The organism is Methylophaga sp. UBA2012 (genome assembly GCF_002335235.1).
Classification (GTDB): domain Bacteria; phylum Pseudomonadota; class Gammaproteobacteria; order Nitrosococcales; family Methylophagaceae; genus Methylophaga; species Methylophaga thalassica.
The window spans coordinates 1-25,725 of the sequence record NZ_DDCG01000006.1 but is presented as its reverse complement, the minus strand read 5'-3'; the positions used below and the strand labels follow the sequence as shown (position 1 = coordinate 25,725).

At 44.3% G+C, this 25,725-nt stretch carries 22 protein-coding genes; 20 read left to right on the top strand and 2 right to left on the bottom strand.

Features of this window, described 5'->3' with window-relative positions; all coding sequences use genetic code 11:
- Positions 1–3: 3 nt before the first annotated feature.
- From nagZ to B2248_RS06280, 17 genes are all read left to right on the top strand, one after another.
- Positions 4–1,053, top strand: coding sequence for a beta-N-acetylhexosaminidase (gene nagZ / locus B2248_RS06360; RefSeq protein WP_273181916.1), 1,050 nt, complete (start codon positions 4–6; stop codon positions 1,051–1,053).
- Positions 1,050–2,816 carry a mechanosensitive ion channel family protein gene (locus tag B2248_RS06355; protein WP_273181914.1) on the top strand — a complete coding sequence of 589 codons (1,767 nt, stop codon included), beginning with the start codon at positions 1,050–1,052 and terminating at the stop codon, positions 2,814–2,816. The genes nagZ and B2248_RS06355 overlap by 4 nt, the downstream gene beginning before the upstream one ends.
- Positions 2,817–2,846: 30 nt before the next feature.
- A complete protein-coding gene (dnaE, locus tag B2248_RS06350) occupies positions 2,847–6,344 on the top strand; it encodes a DNA polymerase III subunit alpha (RefSeq protein WP_273181911.1) in 3,498 nt (1,165 codons plus the stop codon).
- Between the two features lie 95 nt (positions 6,345–6,439).
- Positions 6,440–7,540, top strand: a complete 1,101-nt coding sequence (locus tag B2248_RS06345) for a PilT/PilU family type 4a pilus ATPase (RefSeq protein ID WP_379008017.1) — start codon at positions 6,440–6,442, stop codon at positions 7,538–7,540.
- A gap of 59 nt (positions 7,541–7,599) precedes the next feature.
- The gene (locus tag B2248_RS06340; RefSeq protein ID WP_273181910.1) at positions 7,600–8,556 is read left to right on the top strand and encodes an acetyl-CoA carboxylase carboxyltransferase subunit alpha; all 957 of its coding nucleotides are present in this window, start codon (positions 7,600–7,602) and stop codon (positions 8,554–8,556) included.
- A gap of 8 nt (positions 8,557–8,564) precedes the next feature.
- Positions 8,565–9,905: a tRNA lysidine(34) synthetase TilS gene (gene tilS / locus B2248_RS06335; RefSeq protein ID WP_273181907.1), complete on the top strand. Its 1,341-nt coding sequence runs from the start codon at positions 8,565–8,567 to the stop codon at positions 9,903–9,905.
- Between the two features lie 85 nt (positions 9,906–9,990).
- Positions 9,991–11,622: a CTP synthase gene (locus tag B2248_RS06330; RefSeq protein WP_007145521.1), complete on the top strand. Its 1,632-nt coding sequence runs from the start codon at positions 9,991–9,993 to the stop codon at positions 11,620–11,622.
- 4 nt (positions 11,623–11,626) lie between these two features.
- Positions 11,627–12,472, top strand: coding sequence for a 3-deoxy-8-phosphooctulonate synthase (gene kdsA / locus B2248_RS06325; protein ID WP_040576241.1), 846 nt, complete (start codon positions 11,627–11,629; stop codon positions 12,470–12,472).
- Positions 12,473–12,508: 36 nt separating this feature from the next.
- On the top strand, positions 12,509–13,795 hold the full coding sequence (gene eno, locus B2248_RS06320; protein ID WP_273181903.1) for a phosphopyruvate hydratase: 1,287 nt from the start codon (positions 12,509–12,511) through the stop codon (positions 13,793–13,795).
- Between the two features lie 5 nt (positions 13,796–13,800).
- Positions 13,801–14,088 (top strand): cell division protein FtsB, encoded by a 288-nt coding sequence (ftsB, locus tag B2248_RS06315; RefSeq protein ID WP_007145518.1) that lies wholly within the window; start codon positions 13,801–13,803, stop codon positions 14,086–14,088.
- The gene (ispD, locus tag B2248_RS06310; protein ID WP_273181900.1) at positions 14,078–14,788 is read left to right on the top strand and encodes a 2-C-methyl-D-erythritol 4-phosphate cytidylyltransferase; all 711 of its coding nucleotides are present in this window, start codon (positions 14,078–14,080) and stop codon (positions 14,786–14,788) included. Before ftsB ends, ispD begins: the two co-directional genes overlap by 11 nt.
- On the top strand, positions 14,788–15,264 hold the full coding sequence (gene ispF, locus B2248_RS06305) for a 2-C-methyl-D-erythritol 2,4-cyclodiphosphate synthase (protein WP_007145516.1): 477 nt from the start codon (positions 14,788–14,790) through the stop codon (positions 15,262–15,264). Before ispD ends, ispF begins: the two co-directional genes overlap by 1 nt.
- Entirely contained in the window at positions 15,264–16,343 is a 1,080-nt protein-coding gene (gene truD, locus B2248_RS06300; protein ID WP_273181898.1) for a tRNA pseudouridine(13) synthase TruD, read from the top strand. The genes ispF and truD overlap by 1 nt, the downstream gene beginning before the upstream one ends.
- Positions 16,344–16,368: 25 nt before the next feature.
- Entirely contained in the window at positions 16,369–17,151 is a 783-nt protein-coding gene (locus B2248_RS06295; protein WP_273181894.1) for a DUF1223 domain-containing protein, read from the top strand.
- Positions 17,152–18,537, top strand: a complete 1,386-nt coding sequence (cysG, locus tag B2248_RS06290) for a siroheme synthase CysG (RefSeq protein WP_273181892.1) — start codon at positions 17,152–17,154, stop codon at positions 18,535–18,537.
- A gap of 160 nt (positions 18,538–18,697) precedes the next feature.
- Positions 18,698–20,989 (top strand): TonB-dependent receptor, encoded by a 2,292-nt coding sequence (locus B2248_RS06285; RefSeq protein ID WP_273181890.1) that lies wholly within the window; start codon positions 18,698–18,700, stop codon positions 20,987–20,989.
- Between the two features lie 54 nt (positions 20,990–21,043).
- Entirely contained in the window at positions 21,044–21,544 is a 501-nt protein-coding gene (locus tag B2248_RS06280; RefSeq protein ID WP_007145511.1) for a PepSY domain-containing protein, read from the top strand.
- 65 nt (positions 21,545–21,609) lie between these two features.
- Here the strand turns inward: B2248_RS06280 and nadC are convergent, their stop codons facing one another.
- Positions 21,610–22,452: a carboxylating nicotinate-nucleotide diphosphorylase gene (gene nadC, locus B2248_RS06275; RefSeq protein ID WP_273181888.1), complete on the bottom strand. Its 843-nt coding sequence runs from the start codon at positions 22,450–22,452 to the stop codon at positions 21,610–21,612.
- 73 nt (positions 22,453–22,525) lie between these two features.
- Here nadC and ampD point away from each other — a divergent pair, with 73 nt between their 5' ends.
- A complete protein-coding gene (gene ampD, locus B2248_RS06270) occupies positions 22,526–23,083 on the top strand; it encodes a 1,6-anhydro-N-acetylmuramyl-L-alanine amidase AmpD (protein ID WP_273181887.1) in 558 nt (185 codons plus the stop codon).
- Between the two features lie 45 nt (positions 23,084–23,128).
- Here ampD and B2248_RS06265 read toward each other — a convergent pair whose 3' ends face one another.
- Positions 23,129–23,812 (bottom strand): FKBP-type peptidyl-prolyl cis-trans isomerase, encoded by a 684-nt coding sequence (locus B2248_RS06265; protein ID WP_007145508.1) that lies wholly within the window; start codon positions 23,810–23,812, stop codon positions 23,129–23,131.
- A 212-nt stretch (positions 23,813–24,024) separates the two neighbouring features.
- Between B2248_RS06265 and B2248_RS06260 the strand changes: the two genes are divergently transcribed.
- On the top strand, positions 24,025–24,507 hold the full coding sequence (locus B2248_RS06260; protein ID WP_273181886.1) for an SUF system Fe-S cluster assembly regulator: 483 nt from the start codon (positions 24,025–24,027) through the stop codon (positions 24,505–24,507).
- The coding region (gene sufB / locus B2248_RS06255; RefSeq protein WP_286722450.1) for a Fe-S cluster assembly protein SufB at positions 24,500–25,725 on the top strand (1,226 nt) is incomplete at its 3' end. The genes B2248_RS06260 and sufB, both read left to right, overlap by 8 nt.

Here is a 25,725-nt window from a genome sequence, read left to right as displayed (position 1 = left end):
ACTATGGCATTAGGCCCATTGATGGTCGATCTGCTCAGTACTGAGCTGAGCGAAACAGAAAAAGATATTCTCAAACACCCGCTGGTTGGTGGTGTAATTTTATTTAGTCGTAATTTTGAGTCGGTAGAGCAGATTACACGTTTGTGTGATGACATCCATCAACTCAGACAGCCGCATTTATTGATTTCTGTGGATCACGAAGGGGGCCGGGTACAACGGTTCAGACAAGGTTTTAGTCGTCTACCACCCGTGGCTGCTATTGGTCAGGAATATCATCAACATCCAAAATTGACGCTGGAAAGAGCAGAACAAACCGGCTGGTTAATGGCGGCAGAATTAAGAGCCGTCGGTGTCGATTTTAGTTTCGCGCCAGTACTGGACTTAGATTATGGTGTCAGTCAGGTGATTGGCGATAGAGCCTTTCATCGGGATCCGCTTGCTGTCACGGATATTGCCCGTGCTTATATTCAGGGAATGAAACGGGCCTGGATGTCGGCGGTAGGAAAACATTTTCCTGGTCATGGCGCAGTAGAAATTGACTCACATCTTGGCTTGCCTGTTGACAGCCGTCATCTGGAAGATATGCTTCAGGCTGATATGTTGCCATTTTCACGCTTATGCCAAACAGAGTTGGCCGGCATTATGCCTGCACATATTGTCTACGAGAATAATGACAAATTACCGGCCTGTTTTTCACCATTTTGGCTTCAGGAAATGTTACGGGGTAAGTTGCAATTTCAAGGCGCTATTCTGAGTGATGATCTGAGTATGGAAGGGGCGGCTATTATGGGCGGGCCTTTGGAGCGGGCGGAAGCTGCATTATCTGCTGGCTGTGACATGGTACTGGTATGTAATAATCCGGGCAGTGTAGAGCAGGTGATTGATGGCCTGAGAGTCGAAACAGATCCTTTGAGACACGCACGGCTGGTCCGTTTGCATGGACGTCATTCGGTACCGCGCAAAGAATTACTCATGAGTGCAGAATGGAAACAAGCAGTGAACACAGTGGCAGACTATGCCCCTGATCCTTCTCTGGAATTAAACTTGTCATGAATAAGATAATCATTTTTTGTCTGCTTAGTTTATTTGCTTTTAATATCGAAGCTGGCGGGGTGTACCCTGGCGCAGCAGCTATCGGTGCACAGACAAATACATCTCAAGTTGAACAAGTTGAAAAATCCTCAGATTCCGACTCAGTGCATTTAGATTCACCTCGCGTTGCTGTGCAGCAGTTCATTCATGCAATGACACGAGTGTCAGCGGGTGATAATGAAATGATGTCCCGAGCTGTCGATACATTAGATTTATCCGAAGTCAGCTCTTTGATTCGTCGTGAGCGTGGTCAAGAAACAGCGCGCTTATTATTCACTATCATCCAGTTATCGGATGTGCCCAAACTTTCCTCTATACCAACTCATTCAAAGCAAGACGAGTACGTTTATCTAAGAACTGACAGCGGCAATATTGTCTTACGCCAGAATGAGCAAAAAAACTGGTTATTCAGCACCCAAACAGTTGATGCGATCCCAGATATCTTTAATGCATTGACCGATGATAAAAGTCTGACTAATAAATCATCATCACAGGTGTCGTTACCTGCCAGTGTTCAATTACGTGCAGAAATGCCGGGCTTTCTCAAGCAAGGGTTTTTACTTGAGTATTGGCAGTGGATTGGGCTGTTTGTGGTCATTGTCATAGGCTCCATTGCTGATAAAGGCCTTGCCTGGATGCTAAAACTCAATGTCACCCGCTGGAAGAAAAAGCAGGGCATGTTCACTCATCTCGACAGTAATGTATTACGTCCATTGGGTTTGATGGCAATGGCGTTAATGTGGTGGTCAGGACTAAATTTATTGGGATTGCCAGATACGGCTTTGCTCATTTTGTTGGTAGCAGTGAAGTTACTGGTATCCATTTCCGGAATTTGGAGTGCATTCAGAATTGTCGATATTTTTGATGCACATTGGACTTCGCGGGCAGCAAAAACGACGACCAAGTTTGATGACTTACTGGTGCCGATGATCAGCAAAAGCTTAAAAGTATTTGTTGTGGTGATGGGCATCGTCTTTGCAGCGGATAATCTAAACATTGATGTCACCAGTTTATTAGCTGGTCTCGGTTTAGGTGGTTTGGCCTTTGCTTTAGCCGCAAAAGATTTGCTGGGTAACTTTTTTGGATCTATCACCGTTTTATTAGACAGACCGTTTCATATTGGTGATTGGGTAGTCATTGGTGATATCGAAGGTATGGTGGAAGAGGTTGGATTCCGTAGTACCCGAATCCGTACCTTTTATAACTCATTAGTGACAATGCCAAATTCCATATTAACAACCACCAAGATAGATAATATGGGGGCACGGCGTTACCGTCGTATGAGCACCAAACTCTCTGTGACTTATGACACTTCACCTGAAAAAATTGAAGCGTTCTGTGAAGGCATCAGAAAAATCATTCAAATGCATCCTTATATGCGCAAAGATTATTATCAGGTGTATTTCAATGAATATGCAGCAGATTCCTTACAAATTCTGGTCTATGTGTTCTGGGCAACACCCGACTGGAATACTGAGTTACGTGAACGACACCGGTTTTTATTAGATGTATTGCGGTTGGCAAGACAGCTGGAAGTAGAATTTGCTTTCCCCACCCAGACTTTGTACCTGAAAAAAGGCGATGTTGAGCATCCAAAACCCAGTGCGTTCAGACAAGGAATGAGTCAACAAGAAGCCTTTACACGCGGACAACAGGAAGCGGAATCAATTGTCAGCCAGACCCTGGGCGATGAAATCCCGGGACCGGTAGAATTTCCTCGATAATTAACTTTTCAAAACAGGTGTATTGTTTTAATGCCCAAAGCGTTTGTTCATCTTCATCTTCACACTGACTACTCTCTGGTTGATGGTTTAGTCAGAGTCAAACCCTTGGTCAAGCAAGTGGCCGATGCAGGTATGCCTGCTATTGCGATCACCGATCATCATAATTTATTCGCGGCAGTGAAATTATTTAATGCCGCCATTCAAGCCGGTGTGAAACCGATATTAGGTGCTGATCTGCGTTTACGCGATCCTAGTGATGCAAAACAAAGCACACGCTTTGTGTTGTTATGTATGAATCTTGAAGGGTTTCATAATCTGTCACGCCTGTTATCAAAAGCCTACATGGAAGGTCAGCACCTTGGTGTACCGATGCTGGAAGCTGACTGGTTGCAGGGCCAGACCGATGGACTGATTTGTTTATCGGGCGGTCGTGAAGGTATTTTGGGTAAAGCCTTACTGAATCATCAGAAAGACGAAATTGAGCAGCAATTAGCCTTTTGGCAGCCATTATTTCCTGATCGTTTGTATATGGAACTCATCCGTACCGGACGGGAAGATGAAGAACGGTTTATCCGGGCGGCTATCGCATTAGCGGCTGAAAAAGACTTGCCAGTGGTTGCGACCAACGATGTACGCTTTTTAACGCCGGATCAATTCGAAGCACATGAGGCCAAAGTGTGTATTCATGAAGGTCGGCAACTGGATGATCCGCGTCGGCCACGTAATTACTCTGAACATCAATATCTGCGAAGTGCAGAAGAAATGACCTCCTTATTTGAGGACATTCCGGAAGCGATAGAAAACACCGTTGAAATTGCCAAACGCTGTAATCTGCAACTCACGCTTGGCGAACATTATCTGCCTGACTTCCCGGTACCGGAAGGCATGACCATTGAACAGTTCTTTAGTGAAGAGTCTTTCAAAGGTCTGGCTGAACGCTTAGAAGTCTTGTTTCCCGATGAAGCAGACAGAGAAGCGAATAAACCCCGTTATGAAGAACGATTGCAGGTTGAGCTGGATGTGATCAACCAAATGGGGTTCCCAGGTTACTTCCTGATCGTTGCTGACTTCATTCAGTGGGCCAAAAATAATGATGTTCCCGTTGGCCCCGGACGGGGTTCTGGTGCGGGTTCATTAGTGGCTTATGCCTTAAAAATCACCGATCTTGATCCCTTGCAGTATGACTTGCTGTTTGAACGTTTCCTTAACCCTGAACGTGTTTCCCTACCTGACTTTGACGTCGACTTTTGTATGGATGGTCGCGACCGGGTCATTGAATATGTATCACAACATTATGGTCGGGATCACGTATCACAGATCATCACTTTCGGGACCATGGCCGCCAAAGCGGTACTGCGTGACGTGGGGCGTGTATTAGGTCATCCCTATGGCTTTGTGGATCAGTTAGCGAAATTGGTCCCGTTTGAATTAAAAATGACGCTCAGTAAAGCAATGGAGCAGGAGCCATTGCTGAAAGAGCGTTATGACAATGAGGAAGAAGTTAAAACCCTGATTGATCTGGCCTTACAGCTGGAAGGGTTAACAAGAAATGTCGGCAAACATGCCGGTGGTGTGGTCATCGCCCCGAAGGTATTAACGGAATACACGCCCATTTATAGTGAGCACAACGGGGCGGGGCTGGTTTCTCAGTTTGATAAAGATGATGTGGAAAGTGTAGGGCTGGTGAAGTTTGACTTCCTGGGGCTGAAAACACTGACCGTCATTGACTGGGCGATGAAAAATGTTCGCAGCCTGTTACCTAAAGAAGAAGCCGATAAAATCGATATTGCCAACTTACCGTTGGATGATAAACCGACCTATGCTTTATTAAAACGCTGTGAAACTACAGCGGTATTCCAGCTTGAATCACGCGGAATGAAAGAGCTGGTCAAACGTCTGCAGCCAGATACCTTTGAGGATATCGTGGCGCTGGTGGCTTTATTCCGTCCAGGTCCATTGCAATCAGGCATGGTGGATGACTTTGTTAACCGTAAACATGGTCGGGCAAAAGTCGATTATCCGCACCCTGATCTTGAACCTGTATTGAAGCCGACCTACGGGGTTATTGTTTACCAGGAACAGGTTATGCAGATCGCTCAGATTCTGGCGAACTACAGCCTGGGTGGCGCCGATATGTTGCGTCGAGCCATGGGTAAGAAAAAACCGGAAGAAATGGCTAAGCAACGTTTATTGTTCCTGGAAGGCGCAGCTAAACGTGGCATTGAAGAAAAAGAAGCCGGTCCTATTTTCGATCTGATGGAAAAATTCGCGGAGTATGGTTTTAATAAATCTCACTCAGCAGCCTATGCCTTAGTGGCCTATCAGACGGCGTGGCTAAAAGCGCATTATCCAGCGGCGTTTATGGCGGCCGTGTTATCAGCGGATATGGATAATACCGATAAAGTCGTTGGCCTGATTGATGAATGTCGTGATATGAAACTGAAGGTGTTACCACCGGATGTTAACCACAGCAAAATCAAGTTTACCGTTGAAGATGAAAGAACGATTCGCTATGGCTTAGGCGCGATTAAAGGGGTGGGTGAGTCAGCCCTGGCTGGTATTGTGTCAGAACGTGAACAAGGCGATGCCTTTAGCTCGTTGTATGATTTCTGCCGCCGGGTCGATATGCGTAAGATTAATCGACGCGTGATGGAGTCACTGGTGAAAGCGGGTGCGATGGATTCATTAGGTGGTCATCGAGCCAGTATTGAAGCCAGCCTCACCAAAGCCATGCAGATTGCCGATCAACACCGGCGTAATAAAGATAGTGGTCAGAATGATCTGTTTGGACTCAGTCCGGAAGTAGATAACGGTCAGGATGAGCCTCTGGAACAGGCCGCGGAGTGGGCAGAAGAACATTTATTACAGGCTGAAAAAGACACCCTGGGTTTGTACCTGAGTGGTCATCCGATTGATCGTTATCAGCAAGAACTGGCTGAATTCATTCCCAAACGTATCAATGAACTGGATGCGCCTGAGTCAAAAGGTTACCAGCGCAATGAGAAGCCTGTGTTAACCGCTGGATTGGTGGTGGCGATTCGCACCATGAAGTCAAAAAATGGTGGTCGTATGGCTTTTATCACATTGGATGATCAGAGTGGTCGTCTGGAAGTGCGTGTGTTTGCCGATGTTTATGACCAATATCAGAGCTTTATTCAGCCTGACAAGCTGGTAGTGATTCAAGGCAAAATCGGCCAGGATAACTTCACTGGTGGCTTGGCAGCGACCGCAGAAAAAGTATTTGATATCACGGGTGCACGCGAAGCATTTGGTCATTCCTTGCAGATTAATATTGATAATAAAGAGATGGCCAGCCAATGGGTTGAGCAAATAAAAAATATGCTCACGCCCTTCAAAGGCGGCGCTTTATCACTGGAATTGTTATATCAGAATGAACAGGCGAGTACCGTGATTATGTTAGGTGATGACTGGCAGGTTACCCCGAGTGATACATTGATGAGTCAGTTAGCTATGTTGCCGGAAAGTCAAAAAGTCACGATCAGATACCGTGCCACGGTGGCAAACTGAACGCGTATAAAGCGTGACAGGCATAATAGTATGGAAACTCGCATTGTTGTACGATAAACACACTATCTGAGCATTGTTGCAAGAGGACTCGCAAAGTGGATATGACACCTTATTTCAGACTGATGGCAGACAAGGATGCCTCAGATATGTTTTTCTGCACCGGCACTGAACCCCATATCAAAATTCAGGGTGTTATCAGACCGGTCGGCACGCAGAAATTAGCCCCGGGTGATGTGAAAGAAATGGCTTATTCGATGATGACGGATGAGCAAGCAAAAGAGTTTGAAAGCACGCTTGAGATGAACTTTGCTGTCCCTCTCAAAGGTGTGGGGCGTTTCCGGGTGAATATTTTCCGTCAACGTGGTGAATGTTCGATTGTCATTCGCTATATCAGAACGACGATCCCCACCTTTGAACAAATTGGCCTGCCTGATGTGCTCGGTGATGTGGTCATGGAGAAACGCGGACTGATTCTGGTAGTGGGTGCAACTGGCTCCGGTAAATCAACGACCTTGGCATCAATGATCGGTCATCGTAACCGTAATTCCAGTTCACATATTCTTACCATTGAAGATCCGCTGGAGTTTGTGCACAAACATGAACGTTCAATTGTGCAACAGCGTGAAGTGGGTATTGATACCTTATCTTACGAAAATGCCCTAAAGAATGCCTTACGTGAAGCACCTGACGTGATTCTTATCGGTGAAATCCGTGATATGGAAACGATGAAACACGCGATTAATTACGCTGAAACCGGTCATTTATGTTTAGCGACACTGCATGCCAATAACGCGAATCAGGCGCTGGACAGGATTATTAACTTTTTCCCTGAAATTTTGCACCGTCAGTTACTGATGGATTTATCTTTGAACTTACGTGCCATTATTTCTCAACGCTTATTACCCACGAAAGACGCGGGTCGTGTGCCGGCAGTGGAAGTGATGATCAACTCGCCTTATATCTCCGATTTGATTAATAAAGGAGAAATTGGCAGTATCAAAGATGCCATGCGTGATAGTAATGAAAAAGGCACCATCACATTTGATCAGGCGCTGCTTGGCCTTTATCGCAGTGGTAAGATCACAGAAGAAGACGCATTGATGAATGCCGATTCACGCAACGATTTGAGTCTGGCGATTCGTCTTGGTGATGACAGTGCCGGGTCAGACGCACCAGATGAATTAATTCTCAGCTAAGTGTATTACTGGCTTAATGTGTATAATTCACCCATTTTTGAATATCTAAGGTAATCCTGATGCAGTTAAATTTCCTTGACTACGAACAACCCATCGCTGAGCTGGAAGCGAAAATTGATGAGTTGCGTTATATGAGTAATGACAGTGATTTAAACATCACTGAAGAGATTCAAAAGTTAAAGGAAAAAAGTGAAAGTCTGACAAAATCGATTTTCGCCTCATTAACGCCCTGGCAAATCACCCAAATGGCGCGTCATCCTCAGCGTCCATACACCCTTGATTACATTAAATTATTACTGACTGATTTCGAAGAGTTACATGGCGATCGCACTTATGCCGATGATGCTGCTCTGGTAACAGGTATTGGTCGTTTGAATGGGCGACCCGTTGTTGTTATCGGTCATCAAAAAGGCCGTGATACTAAAGAAAAAGTCGCCAGAAACTTCGGCATGCCCCGACCAGAAGGTTATCGTAAGGCATTACGTGTGATGAGAATGGCGGAACGGTTTGGTATGCCTGTGATTACCTTTATCGATACACCTGGTGCATACCCTGGCATTGGTGCCGAAGAGCGTGGTCAAAGTGAAGCGATCGCCCGTAATCTGTTTGAAATGGCACAATTAAAAACGCCAATTATCAGTACGGTTATCGGTGAGGGCGGTTCTGGCGGTGCATTAGCGGTAGGTGTTGCTGATCATTTGATGATGCTTGAATATGGTATTTACTCAGTGATTTCACCAGAAGGCTGTGCCTCTATTTTATGGAAGAGTGCAGAAAAAGCCTCGGATGCAGCTGCCACATTAGGTGTGACCTCATCACGATTGAAAGAACTGAAATTAATCGATGAAGTCGTCGCTGAACCCTTAGGTGGCGCGCATCGCAATGTTCCTGAGATGGCAAAACGTGTCAAGCAAGCCATTGAAATTAAACTAAAAGAATTAGAAAAAATCCCAGCTGATAAATTAATCAAACGCCGTCAGGAAAAACTACTGAATTACGGCGCTTTTGAGGGATAAAAAACGGGGTGGCATTAAATCCCCAGAAAATCATCACTGACATCACAACACTGGCGGCAGGACGTTCTGTTTGTCTTGCCTATAGTGGTGGTGTTGACTCTCACGTCTTTTTACACCTGTTAGCAACCACACAGCATCCACAGCTCGCTCAGGTTCGTGCAGTACACATCAATCACGGTTTAAATCACGCAGCAGCGCAGTGGGCTCAACACTGCGCTGAGGTTGCCAACAAGCTTGATATTCCATTTAAAAATATTGATGTCGATGTTCAGGACATTAATGAATTAGGCATGGAAGCGGCAGCCAGAAAAGCCCGCTATCAGGCTTTGAGCGAGGAACTGCTGCCTGATGAAGTACTGGTGACAGCCCAACATCAGCATGATCAGGCCGAGACACTTTTATTACAATTATTTCGTGGTGCCGGCCCATTGGGTCTTTCTGCTATGTGGCCGGAAAGTCACTCGCATGGTATGACCATTATCCGACCACTGTTGGATGTGTCTAAACACGAGATTGTTCATTACGCTGAACTTCATCAGCTTGACTGGATTGATGATCCCAGTAATCAGGACACTGAGATTAATCGCAATTATTTACGGCAAACCCTCTGGCCTTTATTACAGGAGCGCTGGCCCTCGCTGGAAAAAACAATCGCTCGTAGTGCCGCGCATTGTCAGGAGACTAGCCTGTTATTAGCACAATTGGCGGAACAGGACAGAGCACAGTGTCAGTTGCAAGATGATGGACATTTGTCTATTGCTGCTGTGAAGCAACTGCCTGCAGAGCGACAACGGAACCTGTTGCGGTTTATGATTGAAACAGCTGGTTATGAGTTGCCGTCTACCGCGATTTTACAGCGCATTATTGAGGATGTGATCAGTGCCGCTGAAGACAAAACGCCGATAGTTCGCTGGTCCAATGTTGAAGTCAGGCGTTATCGTGATGAGTTATATCTTCAGACATCGACACATTCAGAACCTCTACAAGCAGAAGTCACTTTCACTGGTCCTGCTGAACTTGTTTTGTCCAACGGCTGCACGCTCAAATGGCAGCTCACTTCTGGTGATGGCTTGAAAACATCGGTACTGAATGGCGATATAATCATGCGTTATCGTCAGGGTGGGGAAAAGATCCGGCTCAGGGGGCATTCGCAACATAAATCATTAAAACAACTTTTTCAGGAGTGGTCTGTTCCTCCTTGGAAGCGGTCAATTATTCCGCTGTTTTTTGTTGGAACCGAGTTAGTCGCTGTCGTTGGCTATGGTTATGCCGAACATTATGCAGCCGAGACTGGCGAAAAAGGCTGGCTGCCTTATCTGGCAGGTGATTTTCGACCAGATTTAGATTGAGCGAGAAGGGCAATTCTGATAATTTATACGCTATTTTGAGCGCAGCCATTCTGGCCGCGTCGTTTTTTATTGAACTCTCCATATTATGACTAAATTTATTTTCGTCACTGGTGGTGTTGTGTCTTCCCTGGGTAAGGGGATTGCCGCGGCGTCACTGGCTGCTATTCTTGAAGCTCGTGGACTGAAAGTCACGTTGGTAAAACTTGACCCATACATCAACGTTGATCCCGGCACGATGAGCCCGCTTCAGCACGGTGAGGTTTTTGTCACAGAAGACGGTGCAGAAACTGATCTTGATCTCGGTCACTATGAGCGTTTTATTGATGCGGATATGACCCGTAGCAATAACTATACGACCGGACAGATTTATGAGAACGTGATTCGTAAAGAACGTCGTGGTGAGTATTTAGGTAATACCGTTCAGGTTATCCCGCACATTACAGATGAAATTAAACGCTGTATTTTTGAAGGTGCTGGTGATGCCGATGTCGCCTTGATTGAAATTGGTGGTACGGTCGGTGATATTGAATCCTTGCCGTTCCTTGAAACCATTCGTCAGATGGGATCTGAGTTAGGCCGTGAACGTGCCCTGTTCTTACATTTAACGCTGGTGCCGTATATCGCGTCTGCGGGTGAAATCAAAACCAAACCTACCCAGCATTCTGTTAAAGAGCTCAGAACCATTGGTATTCAGCCTGATGTGCTGGTCTGCCGTATGGATCGTCCTCTGCCGGAATCTGAACGTAAGAAAATTGCTTTATTCACCAATGTGACCGTTAATAACGTTGTGTCATGTGTCGATGTCGACAGTATCTATAAAATTCCAATGGAATTACACCGCCAGGGCTTAGATGACATCGTCGTCAAGCAATTAGGCTTAGATGCAAAACCGGCTGATTTAAGCCAATGGCAACAGGTTTATAACAACCTGACGAAGCCGGAAGGTGAAGTCAATATTGCTATGGTCGGTAAGTATATGGAACTGACTGAAGCTTATAAATCACTGTCTGAATCATTGATACATGCGGGCATTCACACCAGAACTAAAGTCAACGTGCATTATGTTGATTCTGAGCTGATTGAACAGCAAGGACCAGACTGCATCAAAGATATGGATGCGATTCTGGTGCCGGGTGGCTTCGGCGAACGCGGTGTTGAAGGCATGATCCAAACTGCCCAGTTTGCCCGCGAAAATAATGTTCCGTATCTGGGCATTTGTTTAGGTATGCAGGTTGCTGTGATTGAGTACGCCCGTCACAAAGCCGGTATGCCAGAAGCTTACAGTACAGAGTTTGACTTAAATACTGTTGATCCTGTTATCGGCCTGATTACGGAATGGCAAAAAGAAGACGGCAGTGTGGAACAGCGTGATCATGATTCTGATCTTGGCGGTACCATGCGTTTAGGTGGTTATCCCTGTGTATTGAAACCAGGCAGTCTGGCCCAGAAAATTTATGGTGAGCAAGAAATTGTCGAACGTCATCGTCACCGCTACGAGTTCAACAGCAACTATAAAGAGAAACTTGAGCAAGCAGGTTTAGTTTTCTCTGGCATGTCGAAAGATGAAACGCTGGCCGAAATGATTGAGATTCCAGAACATCAATGGTTTGTTGCCTGCCAGTTCCATCCAGAATTTACATCGACACCGCGCCATGGCCACCCTTTATTTGAAGGGTTTATTAATGCGGCCAAAGCTAACAAAAAAAATAGAGGGTAACACCATGCAGTTATGTGGTCATGAAGTGGGCGGCAGACAGCCTTTATTTTTAATCGCGGGCACCTGCGTCATTGAAAGTGAACAAATGACCATGGATGTGGCAGGTCAGTTGAAAGAAATCACTGACAAGCTGGGCATTCCGTTCATTTATAAATCGTCTTTCGATAAAGCCAATCGTACCTCGACAAAGAGTTATCGTGGACCGGGTCTGGAAGCAGGCTTAGCGATTCTGGAAAAAGTGAAAAAAGAATTTAATCTGCCAGTGCTGACAGATGTGCATGAAGACACGCCGTTAGCCGAAGTCGCCAGTGTCGTGGATGTGTTACAGACGCCAGCGTTCTTATGCCGTCAGACGAACTTCATCGTCAATGTGGCCAGTCAAGGCTTGCCGGTCAATATCAAAAAAGGCCAGTTTTTAGCGCCCTGGGATATGCAACACGTCGCAGACAAAGCCAAGTCGACCGGTAACCAACAAATTATGTTGTGTGAACGTGGCACATCCTTTGGTTATAACACCTTAATTTCTGATATGCGTGGTCTACCTACCATGCGAAATATGGATTGTCCGGTGGTTTATGATGCGACACATTCTGTTCAGCAACCCGGTGGACAAGGTGGAGCCTCAGGCGGCCAACGTGAGTTTGTACCCGTATTGGCACGTGCTGCGGTAGCCACGGGTATTGCCGGTGTGTTTATGGAAACGCATCCAGAACCTGAAAAAGCCTTAAGTGATGGGCCTAATTCCTGGCCATTACATAAAATGACAGCATTGTTAGAAATGCTGCAAGCAATAGATGCAACAGTAAAACAACAAGACTTTATCGAAGATGAGCTGTTAGCTCGTCGATAACAGTCGATATCAAAAAAACATTACGGGAGCAGAGCATTGAGCAAAATCATTGATGTAAAAGCAAGAGAAATCATCGATTCACGTGGTAACCCAACGGTCGAAGCTGACGTTATTCTGGAAAGCGGTGCGTTTGGACGTGCAGCGGTGCCATCAGGTGCCTCAACTGGTGAGCGTGAAGCAGTTGAATTGCGTGATGGTGATAAAGGCCGTTACTTGGGTAAAGGCGTTCTTAAAGCGGTTGAAGCGGTTAACGGCGAATTAAGAGAAGCGGTGTTGGGGATGGATGCTCATGACCAACGTGCTTTAGACAATAAATTGATTGCAACTGACGGTACGGAAAACAAGAGCCGTTTAGGTGCCAATGCGTTATTAGCTATTTCTATGGCGACAGCGCGAGCAGCCGCTGCTGATTCAAAGAAAACGCTGTACAAATATCTGTCAACTGAAGAAAAAGCGGTGATGCCAGTACCGATGATGAATATCATCAACGGTGGTTCACATGCGGATAACAGCGTTGATTTACAAGAATTTATGATTATGCCTGTCGGTGCATCAAGCCTGACAGAAGCCGTGCGTTATGGTGCTGAAGTCTTCCATGAATTGAAAAAAGTGCTGCATAGCCGTGGTCTGAATACAGCGGTGGGTGATGAAGGTGGTTTTGCACCGGATCTACCGTCTAATGAGTCAGCGATAGAAGTCATTCTGGAAGCGATCAAAAATGCCGGTTATGAAGCTGGTAAAGACATTATGCTGGCACTGGATGCTGCGAGTTCAGAATTCTACAAAGATGGCATGTATGTTCTGGCTTCTGAAAACCGCTCATTAACATCCGCAGAGTTTGCTGACTTACTGGCTGATTGGGCAAATAAATACCCTATCATCAGCATCGAAGATGGTATGGATGAAAACGATTGGGAAGGCTGGAAATTGTTGACTGATAAAATCGGTGACAAAGTACAGTTGGTCGGTGATGACTTGTTTGTGACTAACCCGAAAATCCTGCAACAAGGTATTGATAAAGGCGTTGCCAACTCGATTCTTATCAAAGTAAATCAAATTGGTACTTTATCTGAAACACTGGACGCGATTAATTTAGCGAAAGCCAACGGTTACACGGCTATTGTTTCTCATCGTAGTGGTGAAACTGAAGACACGACGATTGCTGACTTAGCGGTAGCGACAAATGCTGGCCAAATCAAAACTGGCTCATTATCACGCTCTGACCGTGTAGCAAAATATAATCAATTGATTCGCATCGAAGCTGAATTAGGTGATGCCGCCAGTTACCCTGGGATGAAGGCGTTTAACGTCCAACAAGCCTAGGTCTTATGTCTAAACCCGTCATGATTTTGTTAGCCGCAATTTTGGTATTACTTCAATACCGATTGTGGCTCAGTCATGACGGGCTTCCTTCTTTATTACGCCTTCACCAAGCTGTAGAAAAGCAACGTCTTGATAACACTGAGTTAAAAGAACGTAACCAAGTGTTAGCTGCTGAGGTGCAAGATCTGAAAAGTGGTCTTGATGCCTTGGAAGAGAGAGCGCGTAGCGAACTCGGTATGGTGAAACCTGGCGAAACCTTTTTCCAGATTATTGATAAACCAGATGAGCAGTAAACAGGCTGTTTGGGCTGTGGTGCCTGCTGCCGGTATTGGTAGTCGTATGCAGGCTGAGATACCAAAGCAATATTTATTGATCGATGATAAGCCTGTTTTACAGTTAACGCTTGAGAGATTGGCTTCACACCCAGCCATTGAAGGGATTGTGATTGCATTAGCAGAAAATGATCAATGGTGGCCGTCTTTATCACTGTCTTTATCCTGTGAATTATTAATCGCTAAAGGCGGTAAAGATCGCTCAGATTCCGTGTCTAATGCTTTAAAACTATTACAGCAGCACATTGAGCATAACCCATGGGTATTAGTGCATGATGCAGCCAGACCCTGTCTGCGACATGCTGATATTGATGCCATGTTAGATACACTTGCGGATGATGCCGTCGGGGGGATTCTCGGGGTTCCCGTCTCCGATACCGTTAAACGTGTGGATGACAATAATATGATCCAGGAAACCGTTTGCCGCCAGGGTTTATGGCGAGCTGCCACGCCGCAGATGTTTCGCTTGGCACCGCTTTCTGAGGCATTAATCTCAGCGGCAGAAAAGTCATTAGCTGTGACGGATGAAGCCAGCGCGATAGAGTTAGCTGGTTATCAGCCGCGCATGGTGGAAGGGCACAGCGACAATATCAAAATCACCGTACCGCAGGACTTAGCGCTTGCAGCACTTTATTTACGTCAACAGGCTGGAGGCAATTAATGCGTATAGGGCATGGCTATGATGTTCATCGCTTTATTGAGGATGCACCATTAATCATCGGTGGGGTCACCATTCCACATACACATGGTCTTGAAGCGCATTCAGATGGTGATGTGCTTATTCATGCGATCTGTGATGCCTTGTTAGGTGCTGCTGGCCTCTGGGATATTGGTCATCATTTTCCTGACAATGATGACGCATTTAAAGGAATAGATAGCCGTGTACTTTTACGGCGAGTGATTAGTGATCTTTCAGAACGCGGCTGGTGTGTTGGTAATGTGGATGCCACGATTGTTGCTCAGGCACCCAAGATGGCACCTTTTATTCCACAAATGCGAGCGTTACTGGCTGTAGACATGGAAGTAGATGTAACGGCGATTAATATCAAAGCAACCACGACCGAAAAATTAGGCTTTGCTGGTCGAAAAGAAGGTATTGCCACGCATGCAGTTGCCTTGATTAGACAAGCGGACTAATGACATTGTCAGCATTTGATTTTGAGTCATTAGCCCGAGTTAATCCAGCCGCCTTGAGTTACCGTTGCCGTATTCGCCAAACGCCGGAAGATTTTAAGGTGGAAGAAAAACTGCCTTTCGAACCGGCAGGGTCTGGGCCACATGTGATGTTACAGATCACCAAAACGGATACCAATACCGATTGGCTGGCGAAACAGCTGGCACAATTTGCAGGTGTCGATGAGGTGGCCATTGGTTATGCAGGACTAAAAGATCGCCATGCGGTGACGACACAGTGGTTTAGTGTGAATACCGAGGGTGTGGCTGAACCTGATTGGTCCGCCTTTGAGTCGGATCTGATAAAAATTAACCTTATTACACGCCATAATAAGAAGTTAAAACGAGGCGCTTTGTCTGGCAATAGCTTTAAGCTAAATCTTGAAGTACTTGATGGCGATAGAGATAGCTGGGAATCGGCACTCAGTCAGATACAAAAGCAAGGCGTACCTAATTATTTTGGTGAACAGCGCTTTGGTTATCAGATGGGCAATTTACATGGTGTTGAGCAGTGGTTTGAGCAGGGTAGAAAACCTAAAAGCCGTAATAAAAAAAGTCTGTATCTTTCTGCTGCACGGTCATGGTTGTTTAATCTTGTTGTCAGCGAGCGAGTAAAAGCACAAAACTGGAATCAATTTATTCCGGGTGATGTGATGCAGTTAAATGGCAACCACAGTTGTTTTCAGTCAGAAAATGATGATACTGAGTTATTTGAGCGCCTGAAAACCTTTGATATTCACCCTACAGGGGCACTTGCAGGGCAGGGAGAACTTCAGAGTCATGATGAATGCAAGCAGCTGGAAACAGCCGTGCTTGACGCATGGCAGGCTTGGGTTCAGGGATTATCAAGGCAGGGCCTGAAACAGGAGCGACGGGCTTTACGTCTGGTGCCGACAGAATTTAACTGGCAGTGGCATAACTCACGTTTACAACTCACATTCTTTTTACCTTCGGGCTGTTTTGCGACAGCCGTTTTGAGAGAAATGGCTGTTGTTGAAGATAGCAGTGAGAGAATTATTCAGGCTGACAGAGAGTCAGTATAGTAATGACAGAAAGGAGGAAGGCGCTATGTTGAAACGATTATGTCTAATATTTGCCTTCTCTAGCATGCTTATAAGCTCTCTCGCTTGTGCTGGTGATTGGCAGGCAAAAACGACTGACAAGCACCTTGTAGTAATAGAGCTATTTACTGCTGAAGGCTGTGGCTTATGTCCGGCGGCAGAACGCTGGGTTAAACAACTGCCACAGAAAGGGCTTACAGATAACGATGTGGTGATATTAAATTTCCATGTCGATTATCTTGACCAGAAGAAGGGCTGGGTTGATAAATTTGCCAGTCCGGTTTTTACTGACAGACAAAAGCAGCTGGCCAGATTAAATTTATTCCAAACAGTGTATACCCCTGAGTTCTTTATCAGTGGTGAAGTGCTACATGATTGGCGCGCTCATGGGCTTGATGCCATCAATTTTGTCAGTGAGTTTAAGCCTGAAGCTAATATCAACCTCGAGGCAAAGCAAGATAAAAACAGTCTTTCTGTTCATAGTCGGGTAAGCGTTGAAGGCGATGAAAATAAGCAATATAGCCAGTTGTATCTCGCTTTGACTGAAAATAATGTGATTAGTGAGGTAAGGGGAGGCGATAATGCCGGCGCCACATTTAATCATCAACATCTCGTGAGAAAGTGGTTAGGGCCGTTTAAGTTAGATGCCAACGGTAAAGCGGATATGACGACTGAAGTTGCTCTCGAAAAGTCGTGGAAATTAGCTGATATGTCATTAGTGGCAATTGTTCAAAATATGGAAAATGGTTATGTCTTACAAGGGCTGGCCTTACCTTTAAAAGATAGATAGATGGATTATTTACCAATATTTTTAGATTTAAAACAGCAAGACTGTCTGGTTGTCGGTGGTGGTAGCGTTGCTACACGAAAAGTGAAGTTATTACTGAAAGCACAGGCCAAGGTCAGCGTGGTGTCACCTGAAATCAGTGATGCACTTGGGACGCTGGTTAAACAAGGCCAGCTTCGCTGGGTGCAATCCATATTTAAAGCTGAGCATATTACGGATCAACGCCTGATTATTGCGACAACAGATAATGAACAAGTTAATCATCTGGTACATGATATTGCTAAGCAAAAACATATATTAACTAATCTGACAGACAATCCTGATGACAGCGACTTTATTTTTGCTTCTGTATTAGATCGATCGCCGATTATTGTAGCGGTATCCAGTGGTGGTGAATCACCAGTTTTAGCCAGAAACTTACGTGCCCGTTTAGAAACATTAATTCCGCCTGCGTATAGTAAGCTGGGTGAATTAATGGGTAAGTACCGCGAGACAGTCAAACAGAAATTTGGTGAACTCCGTCAGAGAAGGCAGTTCTGGGATAGCGTTTTGTCTGGTCCTATTGCTGAGCACGTGATGGCTGGGCGGGAAGGGATTGCCGAACAGATATTACAGCAGCAACTGGCTGATGAAATCAAAACTGTTGAAACCGGCGAAGTCTTTTTGGTGGGTGCTGGACCTGGTGATCCGGAATTACTGACATTTAAAGCACTAAGACTCATGCAACAGGCCGACATTGTTTTTTATGATCGTCTGGTGAGTAAAGAAATTCTGGCGCTGGTTCGTAAAGAAGCTGAATTAGTCTATGTTGGTAAACAGCGGGCATGGCATGCCGTCAGACAGGAAGAAATCAATAATTTATTACTGGAACACGCGAAGCAGGGTAAGCGGGTATTACGCTTAAAAGGGGGCGATCCCTTTATATTTGGCCGTGGTGGTGAGGAGATCGATACACTGGCTGAAAATGCTATTCCGTTTCAGGTTGTACCGGGCATCACAGCAGCATCAGGCTGCGCATCTTATGCCGGTATTCCCCTGACACATAGAGACTATGCACAAAGCTGCGTCTTCGTAACCGGCCAATTAAAAGAAGGTGAATTAGATTTAAATTGGTCAGTATTAGTCAAACCCAGACAAACAGTGGTTGTGTATATGGGGTTAGCGGGCCTGCCCCAGCTAAGTCAGAAGTTACAAGAGCATGGAATGCCAGCCGATATGCCTGCCGCATTGGTTCAGCAAGGAACAACTGAAAATCAAAAAGTCTGGTTAAGTACGATAGCAGAGTTACCCGAGCTTGCTGAGCGTGAAAAACCGATAGCACCTACATTGCTTATCATTGGTGAAGTCACACGCTTACATGAGAAATTGGCCTGGTTTAGATCTGGTTGATATCAGCCATTGTGGTTGGTTTATTGCAGCCGTTTGTGCCATATCCATAAAGTTAAAGATTTGTAAGTGTTTGTAAAAAAAGCATTAAGGAAGTTGGCACTATATGTGCAGCCTTATCTGAGTTTTACAACCATAAAAATAACTCAGGAGAGTATAGGTAATGCAATTTCCGCAAAAGAGAAAGCTGATTTGCGTCATGCTAGCTTCCGCGCTGTTTTCCAGTGCGAGTTTTGCTGCTGACGATGATGTTAAATTAAGTGACATTGAAGTCGTGGGAACAACCCCTCTACATGGAGTAGGCTTACCTAAGGATCAAGTTGCTGCGAATGTGCAGACAGCAACTGATGAGGATATCGAGCGTGTTCAGGCGTTAGATATTTCTGATTTCATGAATAAAACATTGGGCAGTGTCAGTCTGAATCAGGCACAAAACAACCCATTCCAGCCTGATCTGCAATTCCGTGGCTTTACGGCTTCACCTTTAGTGGGTAACTCTCAAGGTTTGTCTGTCTATGTTGATGGCATTCGTGTTAATGAGCCGTTTGGTGACGCGGTTAACTTTGAATTAATTCCAGAGTCTGCGATTGCCAGCATGAACCTGATTCCAGGCTCAAACCCGCTGTTTGGTTTGAATACACTGGGTGGTGCTTTATCGATTAAAACCAAAACAGGTTTCACAAATCCTGGACATAGCTTAGAAGCTTACACAGGCTCATTTGGTCGTGACTCAGGCACCATTGAAAGTGGTGGTAGTGATGGTAATTTTGCTTACTTTGTGACTGGTTCTATTACTAAAGAAGATGGCTGGCGTGATTACTCTCCATCGCGTGTAGAGCAGTTTTTCACAAACTTAAGCTATGCTGATGAAGACACCACATTAGATTTTGGTATCACTGCGGTTGATAGTGATTTAAATGGTAATGGGGCATCTCCTACTCTGTTAGTCGATGCAGACCGTGAAGCAGTGTTCACGCATCCAGATAATACGCAAAATAAACTGCGTATGTTTACCCTGAATGGCACTCACTGGTTAAATGATAAAACTATGTTGGCTGCTAACACTTACTATCGTAAGAGTGATCGTGATTCATTTAATGGTGATGGTACCGAGAATGAATTTAATGGCACAGACATTGAAGATGAAGATGGTAATCCGATTGTTGATGGCACTACCTTGGGTCTAGATGGTACTGAAGACCTTGCAGCGAATAATACAAGTAAAACAGAGCAAGACAGCTTTGGCTTTGCTTTACAATCAACCTTTTTAAATGATTTGTTTGGTCGCGATAATCAATTAATTGTGGGTGTAGGTTTTGATCATTCAAATGTGGATTATTCCTCACAAACAGAATTGGCTACTTTCGATGATACTCGAGGTACAGTAGGTACTGGATATGTTCTTGATGACACAGTAGTCGATGGTAACGTTAAGACCGATACTTATAGTATTTTCTTCACTAATACGCATTCATTAACTGATCGTCTAGCCATGACGGTTGGCGCTCGTTATAACTGGATTGAAGTGGATATTTCAGGTACGAGTGAAGGTGGTGATCAAGATCTGAATGAGTCAGGAAATTCTCATACATTTAAACGTTTAAATCCTTCATTGGGTTTAACGTATAAATTGACAGATACTATGACTTCTTATGTCAGCTATAACGAATCAAATCGTGCACCAACAGCAACTGAATTGACTTGTGCTGAACCAGATTCACCTTGTGCTTATCCAAATGCGTTCTTAGCAGATCCACCGTTAGATGATGTTGTTGCCAGAACCATTGAAACAGGTCTACGTGGCCAACAAGAATTATTCAACTGGTATGCCAATGTTTATTACACCCAGTTAAAAGATGATTTATTGTTTTTCCCAGAAGATGAAAGTCAATCGGATGATGTGAGTGGGCGTTTAGGCTTAGGTAACTTCAGAAATATTGATAAAACAGCGCGTGCGGGTGTTGAACTGGGTATGGCCGGACAATATGAGAAGCTAAGCTGGTCAGCAAACTATGGTTATGTTCGTGCGACATTTGAAGATGATTTCACTTATTCACGTGATGGTGATTTATATAACGTGTCTAAAGGTGATCGTCTGCCAAGCATTCCTGCACATAACTTAAATGTAGGTCTGGACTATGCATTCACGCAACAATTTTCTGCAGGTTTAACCGCGTCATATCACTCTAGTCAGTACTACCGTGGTGATGAAGCCAATGACGATAAGAAAATTGCGGGTTATCGTGTTGTGAACCTGCACAGCCGTTACAAAGTCAATGAGCATCTGCAGTTCTTCGCAAAAGTCGATAATTTATTCGACAGCGAGTACAACACTTTTGGTTTATACGGTGAGCCTGATGAAGCACCGGGTCTGGATGCTTATGACAGTGATGAACATTTCGTCGGTACAAGTGCACCTCGTGCAGGATGGATTGGTTTCAAACTAACCATGTAATCATCTATTTAAAAGGGGCTGATTTCAGCCCCTTTTCATTTGTAAGGTACATAAATGAAAGTTCTATTTCTTTGTTTCACATTATTATTTCCATGTTTGCTATGGGCCGAGGAAACACCTCAGTATTTCGAGCGTTGTTTAACAGCGGCTAAAACCTTGAAACCAGGTCATGTTATTAAGGTTGAACGTAAAGTCGAAGACGAGCGTGATGTTTATGAATTTGATATCCGTGGTATTGATGGTGCTGACTGGGACCTTGAGTGCTTAGTAAAAACGGGCGAAATTATAGAAGTGGAACAAGAAGTCGATCATCCGAACCATCCGAAATTTAAAGCACACGCCAAAATTAGCGAGTTAGAGGCAAGACAAATTGCCTTAGCGCTCTATCCTGGCGAAGTGGTTGAAGTGGAATATGAAATTGAAGAAGGTGGAAAAGCCACCTATGAATTTGATATTGCCACAAAAGATGGAAAAGAAATGAAAGTGGAGGTCGATGCGAGTTCTGGGAAGATTATTGAGAAAAACCTTGAGCTCTGGCAAGTCGGTTTAGAATAAATTTTCTCGTTTTACTCTCTCAACCGCAGTGCATATTTCGCTAAGTGCACTGCGGTTTTTTTTATCTATGAAAAACGTAAAGAAAGATCAACGGCTTTAATATCTTTTGTTAATGCGCCTACTGAGATTCTATCTACGCCTGTTTCTGCAACACGACGAATATTATTCAAAGTAATATTACCTGAAGCTTCAAGTTCTGCTCGGCCTTGGTTGATAGCAACGGCCTGTTTTAAATCATCAATACTAAAATTATCTAACATAATAATATCGACTCCGCTCGCAAGCGCCTGTTCGAGTTCTGAGAAATTTTCAACTTCAACTTCTATTGGTACGCCAGCAGATAGGGCTTTCGCCTGATTTATAGCATTGCTGATGGAACCCGCTGCCATAATATGATTTTCTTTAATAAGAATACCGTCATATAGACCGACTCTGTGATTAAAGCAGCCGCCACATTTTACTGCGTATTTTTGAGCAACACGCCAGCCTGGTAATGTTTTACGCGTATCCAATACTTTAACAGGCAATCCGGCTACAGCATCGCTATAAATCGAAGAGAGTGTAGCGGTGCCGGACAATGTCTGTAAAAAATTCATTGCCGTACGTTCACCTGTTAATAAGGCTCTGGCTGGTCCGTGTAACTCACAAATAATCGTATTGGCCTTCACTCGATCACCATCTTGGGCTTTCCAGCTAAGGCTTATTGATGCATCAAGTTGTTTAAAAACGCGTTCAAACCATTGCATGCCACAAATTGTTGCATCCTCACGTGTGATTAATGTGGCGTTTGATACTGCATCAATCGGAATCAGATTAGCGGTCAGATCTGCCTGACCAATGTCTTCAAGCAAAGCAAGTTTAACTTGTGAATCTATAAATGCGTCGGGGAGTGGATTTTCTATGGTCATATCGATAAGGTAATGGCAAATCAAAACAGGTTAACGTGTGCGGCATGATTAATCTACATAATGAGACGTCTTAGTGAAAATAAATAAACAATCGGGTCTGATCGAAAACGCAATAATTACGCTGTCACCTAATCATGATGAGCGGCCTGACCAACATGATATTAGCGGTATTGTGATCCACAATATCAGCTTGCCACCTGGTGAGTTTGGCGACACATTTATTGATGATCTGTTTCTGAATAAGCTGGATTGCTCCGCTCATCCTTACTTCGAGCAGTTAGATGGCTTAAAAGTCTCATCTCATATTTTGATTAGACGTAATGGTGAAGTTGTCCAGTTTGTACCATTTCATCAACGAGCTTGGCACGCAGGCATATCGCAGTGGCAAGGAAGGGAAAAGTGTAATGACTTTACTATCGGAATAGAGCTGGAAGGGTGTGACGACAAACCGTTTGCTGAAGTTCAATACACTGAACTTGTGCAAGTAATAAAAGCATTATGCCACGTCTATCCAAAGCTGACATACGAGAAAATAACTGGACATGAGCATATTGCTCCAGGACGGAAAACCGATCCTGGCCCTTATTTTGACTGGCAAAAATTAACAACAATGCTAAAAAGAGAGAAATAAAAAAGCCGCCTTAAAGGCGGCCTTTTTAAGAATCGAAGCAGGCAATTACTTAGTGATTGCAATCAGCTCAATTTCAAAAATTAAGGTTTCGTTTGGACCAATCAGGTTACCGGCGCCACGTGGACCATAGGCTAGGTTAGCAGGAACAACGATGCGCCATTTTGAACCTTCTTTCATCATTTTTAATGCTTCCTGCCAGCCTTGAATTACGCCATTGACAGGGAAGGTAGCTGGTTCGCCACGATCATATGAGCTATCGAAAACGGTACCATCGATTAAAGTACCTTTGTAGTTAGCAATAACTTTGTCATTTTCTGTCGGAGTGGCGCCATCACCTTCTTTCAGAATTTCATATTGCAGACCACTGTCAGTCGTTACAACACCTTCTTTCTTAGCATTTTTTTCCATGTAAGCTTTAGCTTCAGCTTGTTTTTCATTCATGACTTTTGCTAATTCTTGTGCTTTTTGTGCTTGGTAAGCTTGCACAACTTGTTCTGCTGTCGTTTGATCAAGTTGTGGTTTTTGGCCAGCCAGCATATCTGCTACACCCGCTTTAAATGCTTCAATATCAAGATCCACACCTTCTTGCATCATATTCTGACCAACTTGAATACCAAAGATGTAACTAATTTTTTGTTTATCTGTATCTAATGTTGTGGCGTTGTCAGCTGCCATTACGTTTGCTCCAAATAATAGTAAAGGTAAAATCGCGAGTGTTTTTAATTTCATATAATGCTCTCAATGTATAGATAAGGTGTGTGCCCGATTTAGTACAATGCTCTGCCTTAAAAGTTCATTAGCATAGGCTAAAAGTTCAATACCATACGCTAAATCCACAATATTTTCACGACTACAATGAGCTAATAACTGAGAAAAACACTTGGTTATTGCTTTAATTGATACTATAATAGTACCAATTAGGAGGTGCACCAATGTTGCGAATGGGAAAATTGACAGATTATGGCATTGTGCTGATGAGCTATTTTGCCTCAAATCTTCAACTTCAACATAGTGCACATGCTATTGCTGAAGCAGTAAAAGTACCACTGCCAACGGTAAGAAAAGTTTTAAAGTTATTGTCTCATTCAGGGCTGTTAAAGTCTGAACGCGGCGTAATGGGCGGCTATAGTCTGAGCCGTCAAGCTGATGAGATTACCATTGCAGAAATTATTACAGCGATCGAAGGACCGATTGCTTTGACCGAGTGTGTGAGCAGTGACAGTCACTGTGATCAGGAAACGCACTGTGCCGTACAGACTAATTGGACCAAAATTAATGATGCCGTTTTTCAGGCATTAGACGAAGTAAAACTATCGGATATGCTGACACCACAGACTTCACTGGGTATCAGTCCGATCAGATTCTATTCATCTTATAACGAGGTGAATAAAACAACTTTACAGGATGGTGAGTTCCATGACTGAACAAAGTCAACAACTTGAAGCGATTACACAAAAAGAATACAAAGCAGGGTTTGTCACTGATATTGAAGTAGACAGCCTGCCGCCTGGTTTGAATGAGGATGTGATCAAACAAATATCACTCATCAAAAATGAACCTGACTGGATGCTCGAATGGCGTTTAGAAGCGTATCGACACTGGTTAACTATGGAAACGCCAGAGTGGGCTCATGTTCATTATCCGGCCATCAACTATCAGGAAATCAGTTATTACTCTGCTCCAAAGAAAAAAACTGATGGTCCTAAAAGTCTGGATGAAGTCGATCCTGAGCTGTTAAAAACCTATGAAAAACTCGGCGTACCATTAGATGAAAGAGCGCGTCTGGCTGGTGTAGCTGTTGATGCCGTTTTTGATAGTGTCTCTGTTTCCAATACATTCAAAGATAAATTAGCTGAAGAAGGCATCTTGTTTATGCCTATTTCAGAAGCAATTCAGGAACATCCTGAATTAGTGAAAAAATATATTGGTAGCGTCGTTCCACATAAAGATAACTTTTATGCCGCGCTGAACTCGGCGGTATTCACTGATGGCTCGTTTGTTTACATTCCTAAAGGTGTACGTTGCCCAATGGAATTATCAACTTACTTCCGTATCAACGCCGCCAATACCGGACAGTTTGAGCGTACATTAATCATTGCTGATGATGATGCTTATGTCAGTTATCTGGAAGGCTGTACCGCACCAATGCGTGATGAAAATCAGCTCCATGCAGCGGTGGTGGAATTGGTGGCAATGGACCGTGCTGAAATCAAGTATTCGACCGTTCAAAACTGGTACCCCGGTGATGAAAATGGCAAAGGCGGTATCTATAACTTTGTGACAAAACGTGCTGCATGCCGTGGTGAGTCATCAAAAGTCTCCTGGACACAGGTAGAAACTGGTTCTGCGATTACCTGGAAGTATCCGAGCGTTGTTTTACAAGGTGATAATTCGGTAGGTGAATTCTATTCAGTTGCCGTCACCAATAATATGCAGCAAGCCGATACGGGTACCAAGATGATTCATCTGGGTAAAAACACCAGTTCAACGATCATTTCCAAAGGTATCTCGGCTGGTCGTTCACAAAATGCTTATCGAGGTCTGGTACGAATTGGACCTAACGCGGAAAACGCTCGCAACTATACCGAGTGTGACTCTTTATTAATGAGTGATACCTGTGGTGCGCATACTTTCCCTTATAT

Coding starts and splice junctions, on each gene's coding strand:
- nadC (WP_273181888.1), bottom strand. CDS start 22,452: ATGACCATAGAAAATCCACTCCCCGACGCATTTATAGATTCACAAGTT.
- dnaE (WP_273181911.1), top strand. CDS start 2,847: ATGCCCAAAGCGTTTGTTCATCTTCATCTTCACACTGACTACTCTCTG.
- ispD (WP_273181900.1), top strand. CDS start 14,078: ATGAGCAGTAAACAGGCTGTTTGGGCTGTGGTGCCTGCTGCCGGTATT.
- B2248_RS06355 (WP_273181914.1), top strand. CDS start 1,050: ATGAATAAGATAATCATTTTTTGTCTGCTTAGTTTATTTGCTTTTAAT.
- B2248_RS06280 (WP_007145511.1), top strand. CDS start 21,044: ATGAAAGTTCTATTTCTTTGTTTCACATTATTATTTCCATGTTTGCTA.
- ftsB (WP_007145518.1), top strand. CDS start 13,801: ATGTCTAAACCCGTCATGATTTTGTTAGCCGCAATTTTGGTATTACTT.
- ispF (WP_007145516.1), top strand. CDS start 14,788: ATGCGTATAGGGCATGGCTATGATGTTCATCGCTTTATTGAGGATGCA.
- B2248_RS06340 (WP_273181910.1), top strand. CDS start 7,600: ATGCAGTTAAATTTCCTTGACTACGAACAACCCATCGCTGAGCTGGAA.
- kdsA (WP_040576241.1), top strand. CDS start 11,627: ATGCAGTTATGTGGTCATGAAGTGGGCGGCAGACAGCCTTTATTTTTA.
- cysG (WP_273181892.1), top strand. CDS start 17,152: ATGGATTATTTACCAATATTTTTAGATTTAAAACAGCAAGACTGTCTG.
- truD (WP_273181898.1), top strand. CDS start 15,264: ATGACATTGTCAGCATTTGATTTTGAGTCATTAGCCCGAGTTAATCCA.
- B2248_RS06260 (WP_273181886.1), top strand. CDS start 24,025: ATGGGAAAATTGACAGATTATGGCATTGTGCTGATGAGCTATTTTGCC.
- B2248_RS06265 (WP_007145508.1), bottom strand. CDS start 23,812: ATGAAATTAAAAACACTCGCGATTTTACCTTTACTATTATTTGGAGCA.
- nagZ (WP_273181916.1), top strand. CDS start 4: ATGGCATTAGGCCCATTGATGGTCGATCTGCTCAGTACTGAGCTGAGC.
- B2248_RS06295 (WP_273181894.1), top strand. CDS start 16,369: ATGTTGAAACGATTATGTCTAATATTTGCCTTCTCTAGCATGCTTATA.
- B2248_RS06285 (WP_273181890.1), top strand. CDS start 18,698: ATGCAATTTCCGCAAAAGAGAAAGCTGATTTGCGTCATGCTAGCTTCC.
- B2248_RS06330 (WP_007145521.1), top strand. CDS start 9,991: ATGACTAAATTTATTTTCGTCACTGGTGGTGTTGTGTCTTCCCTGGGT.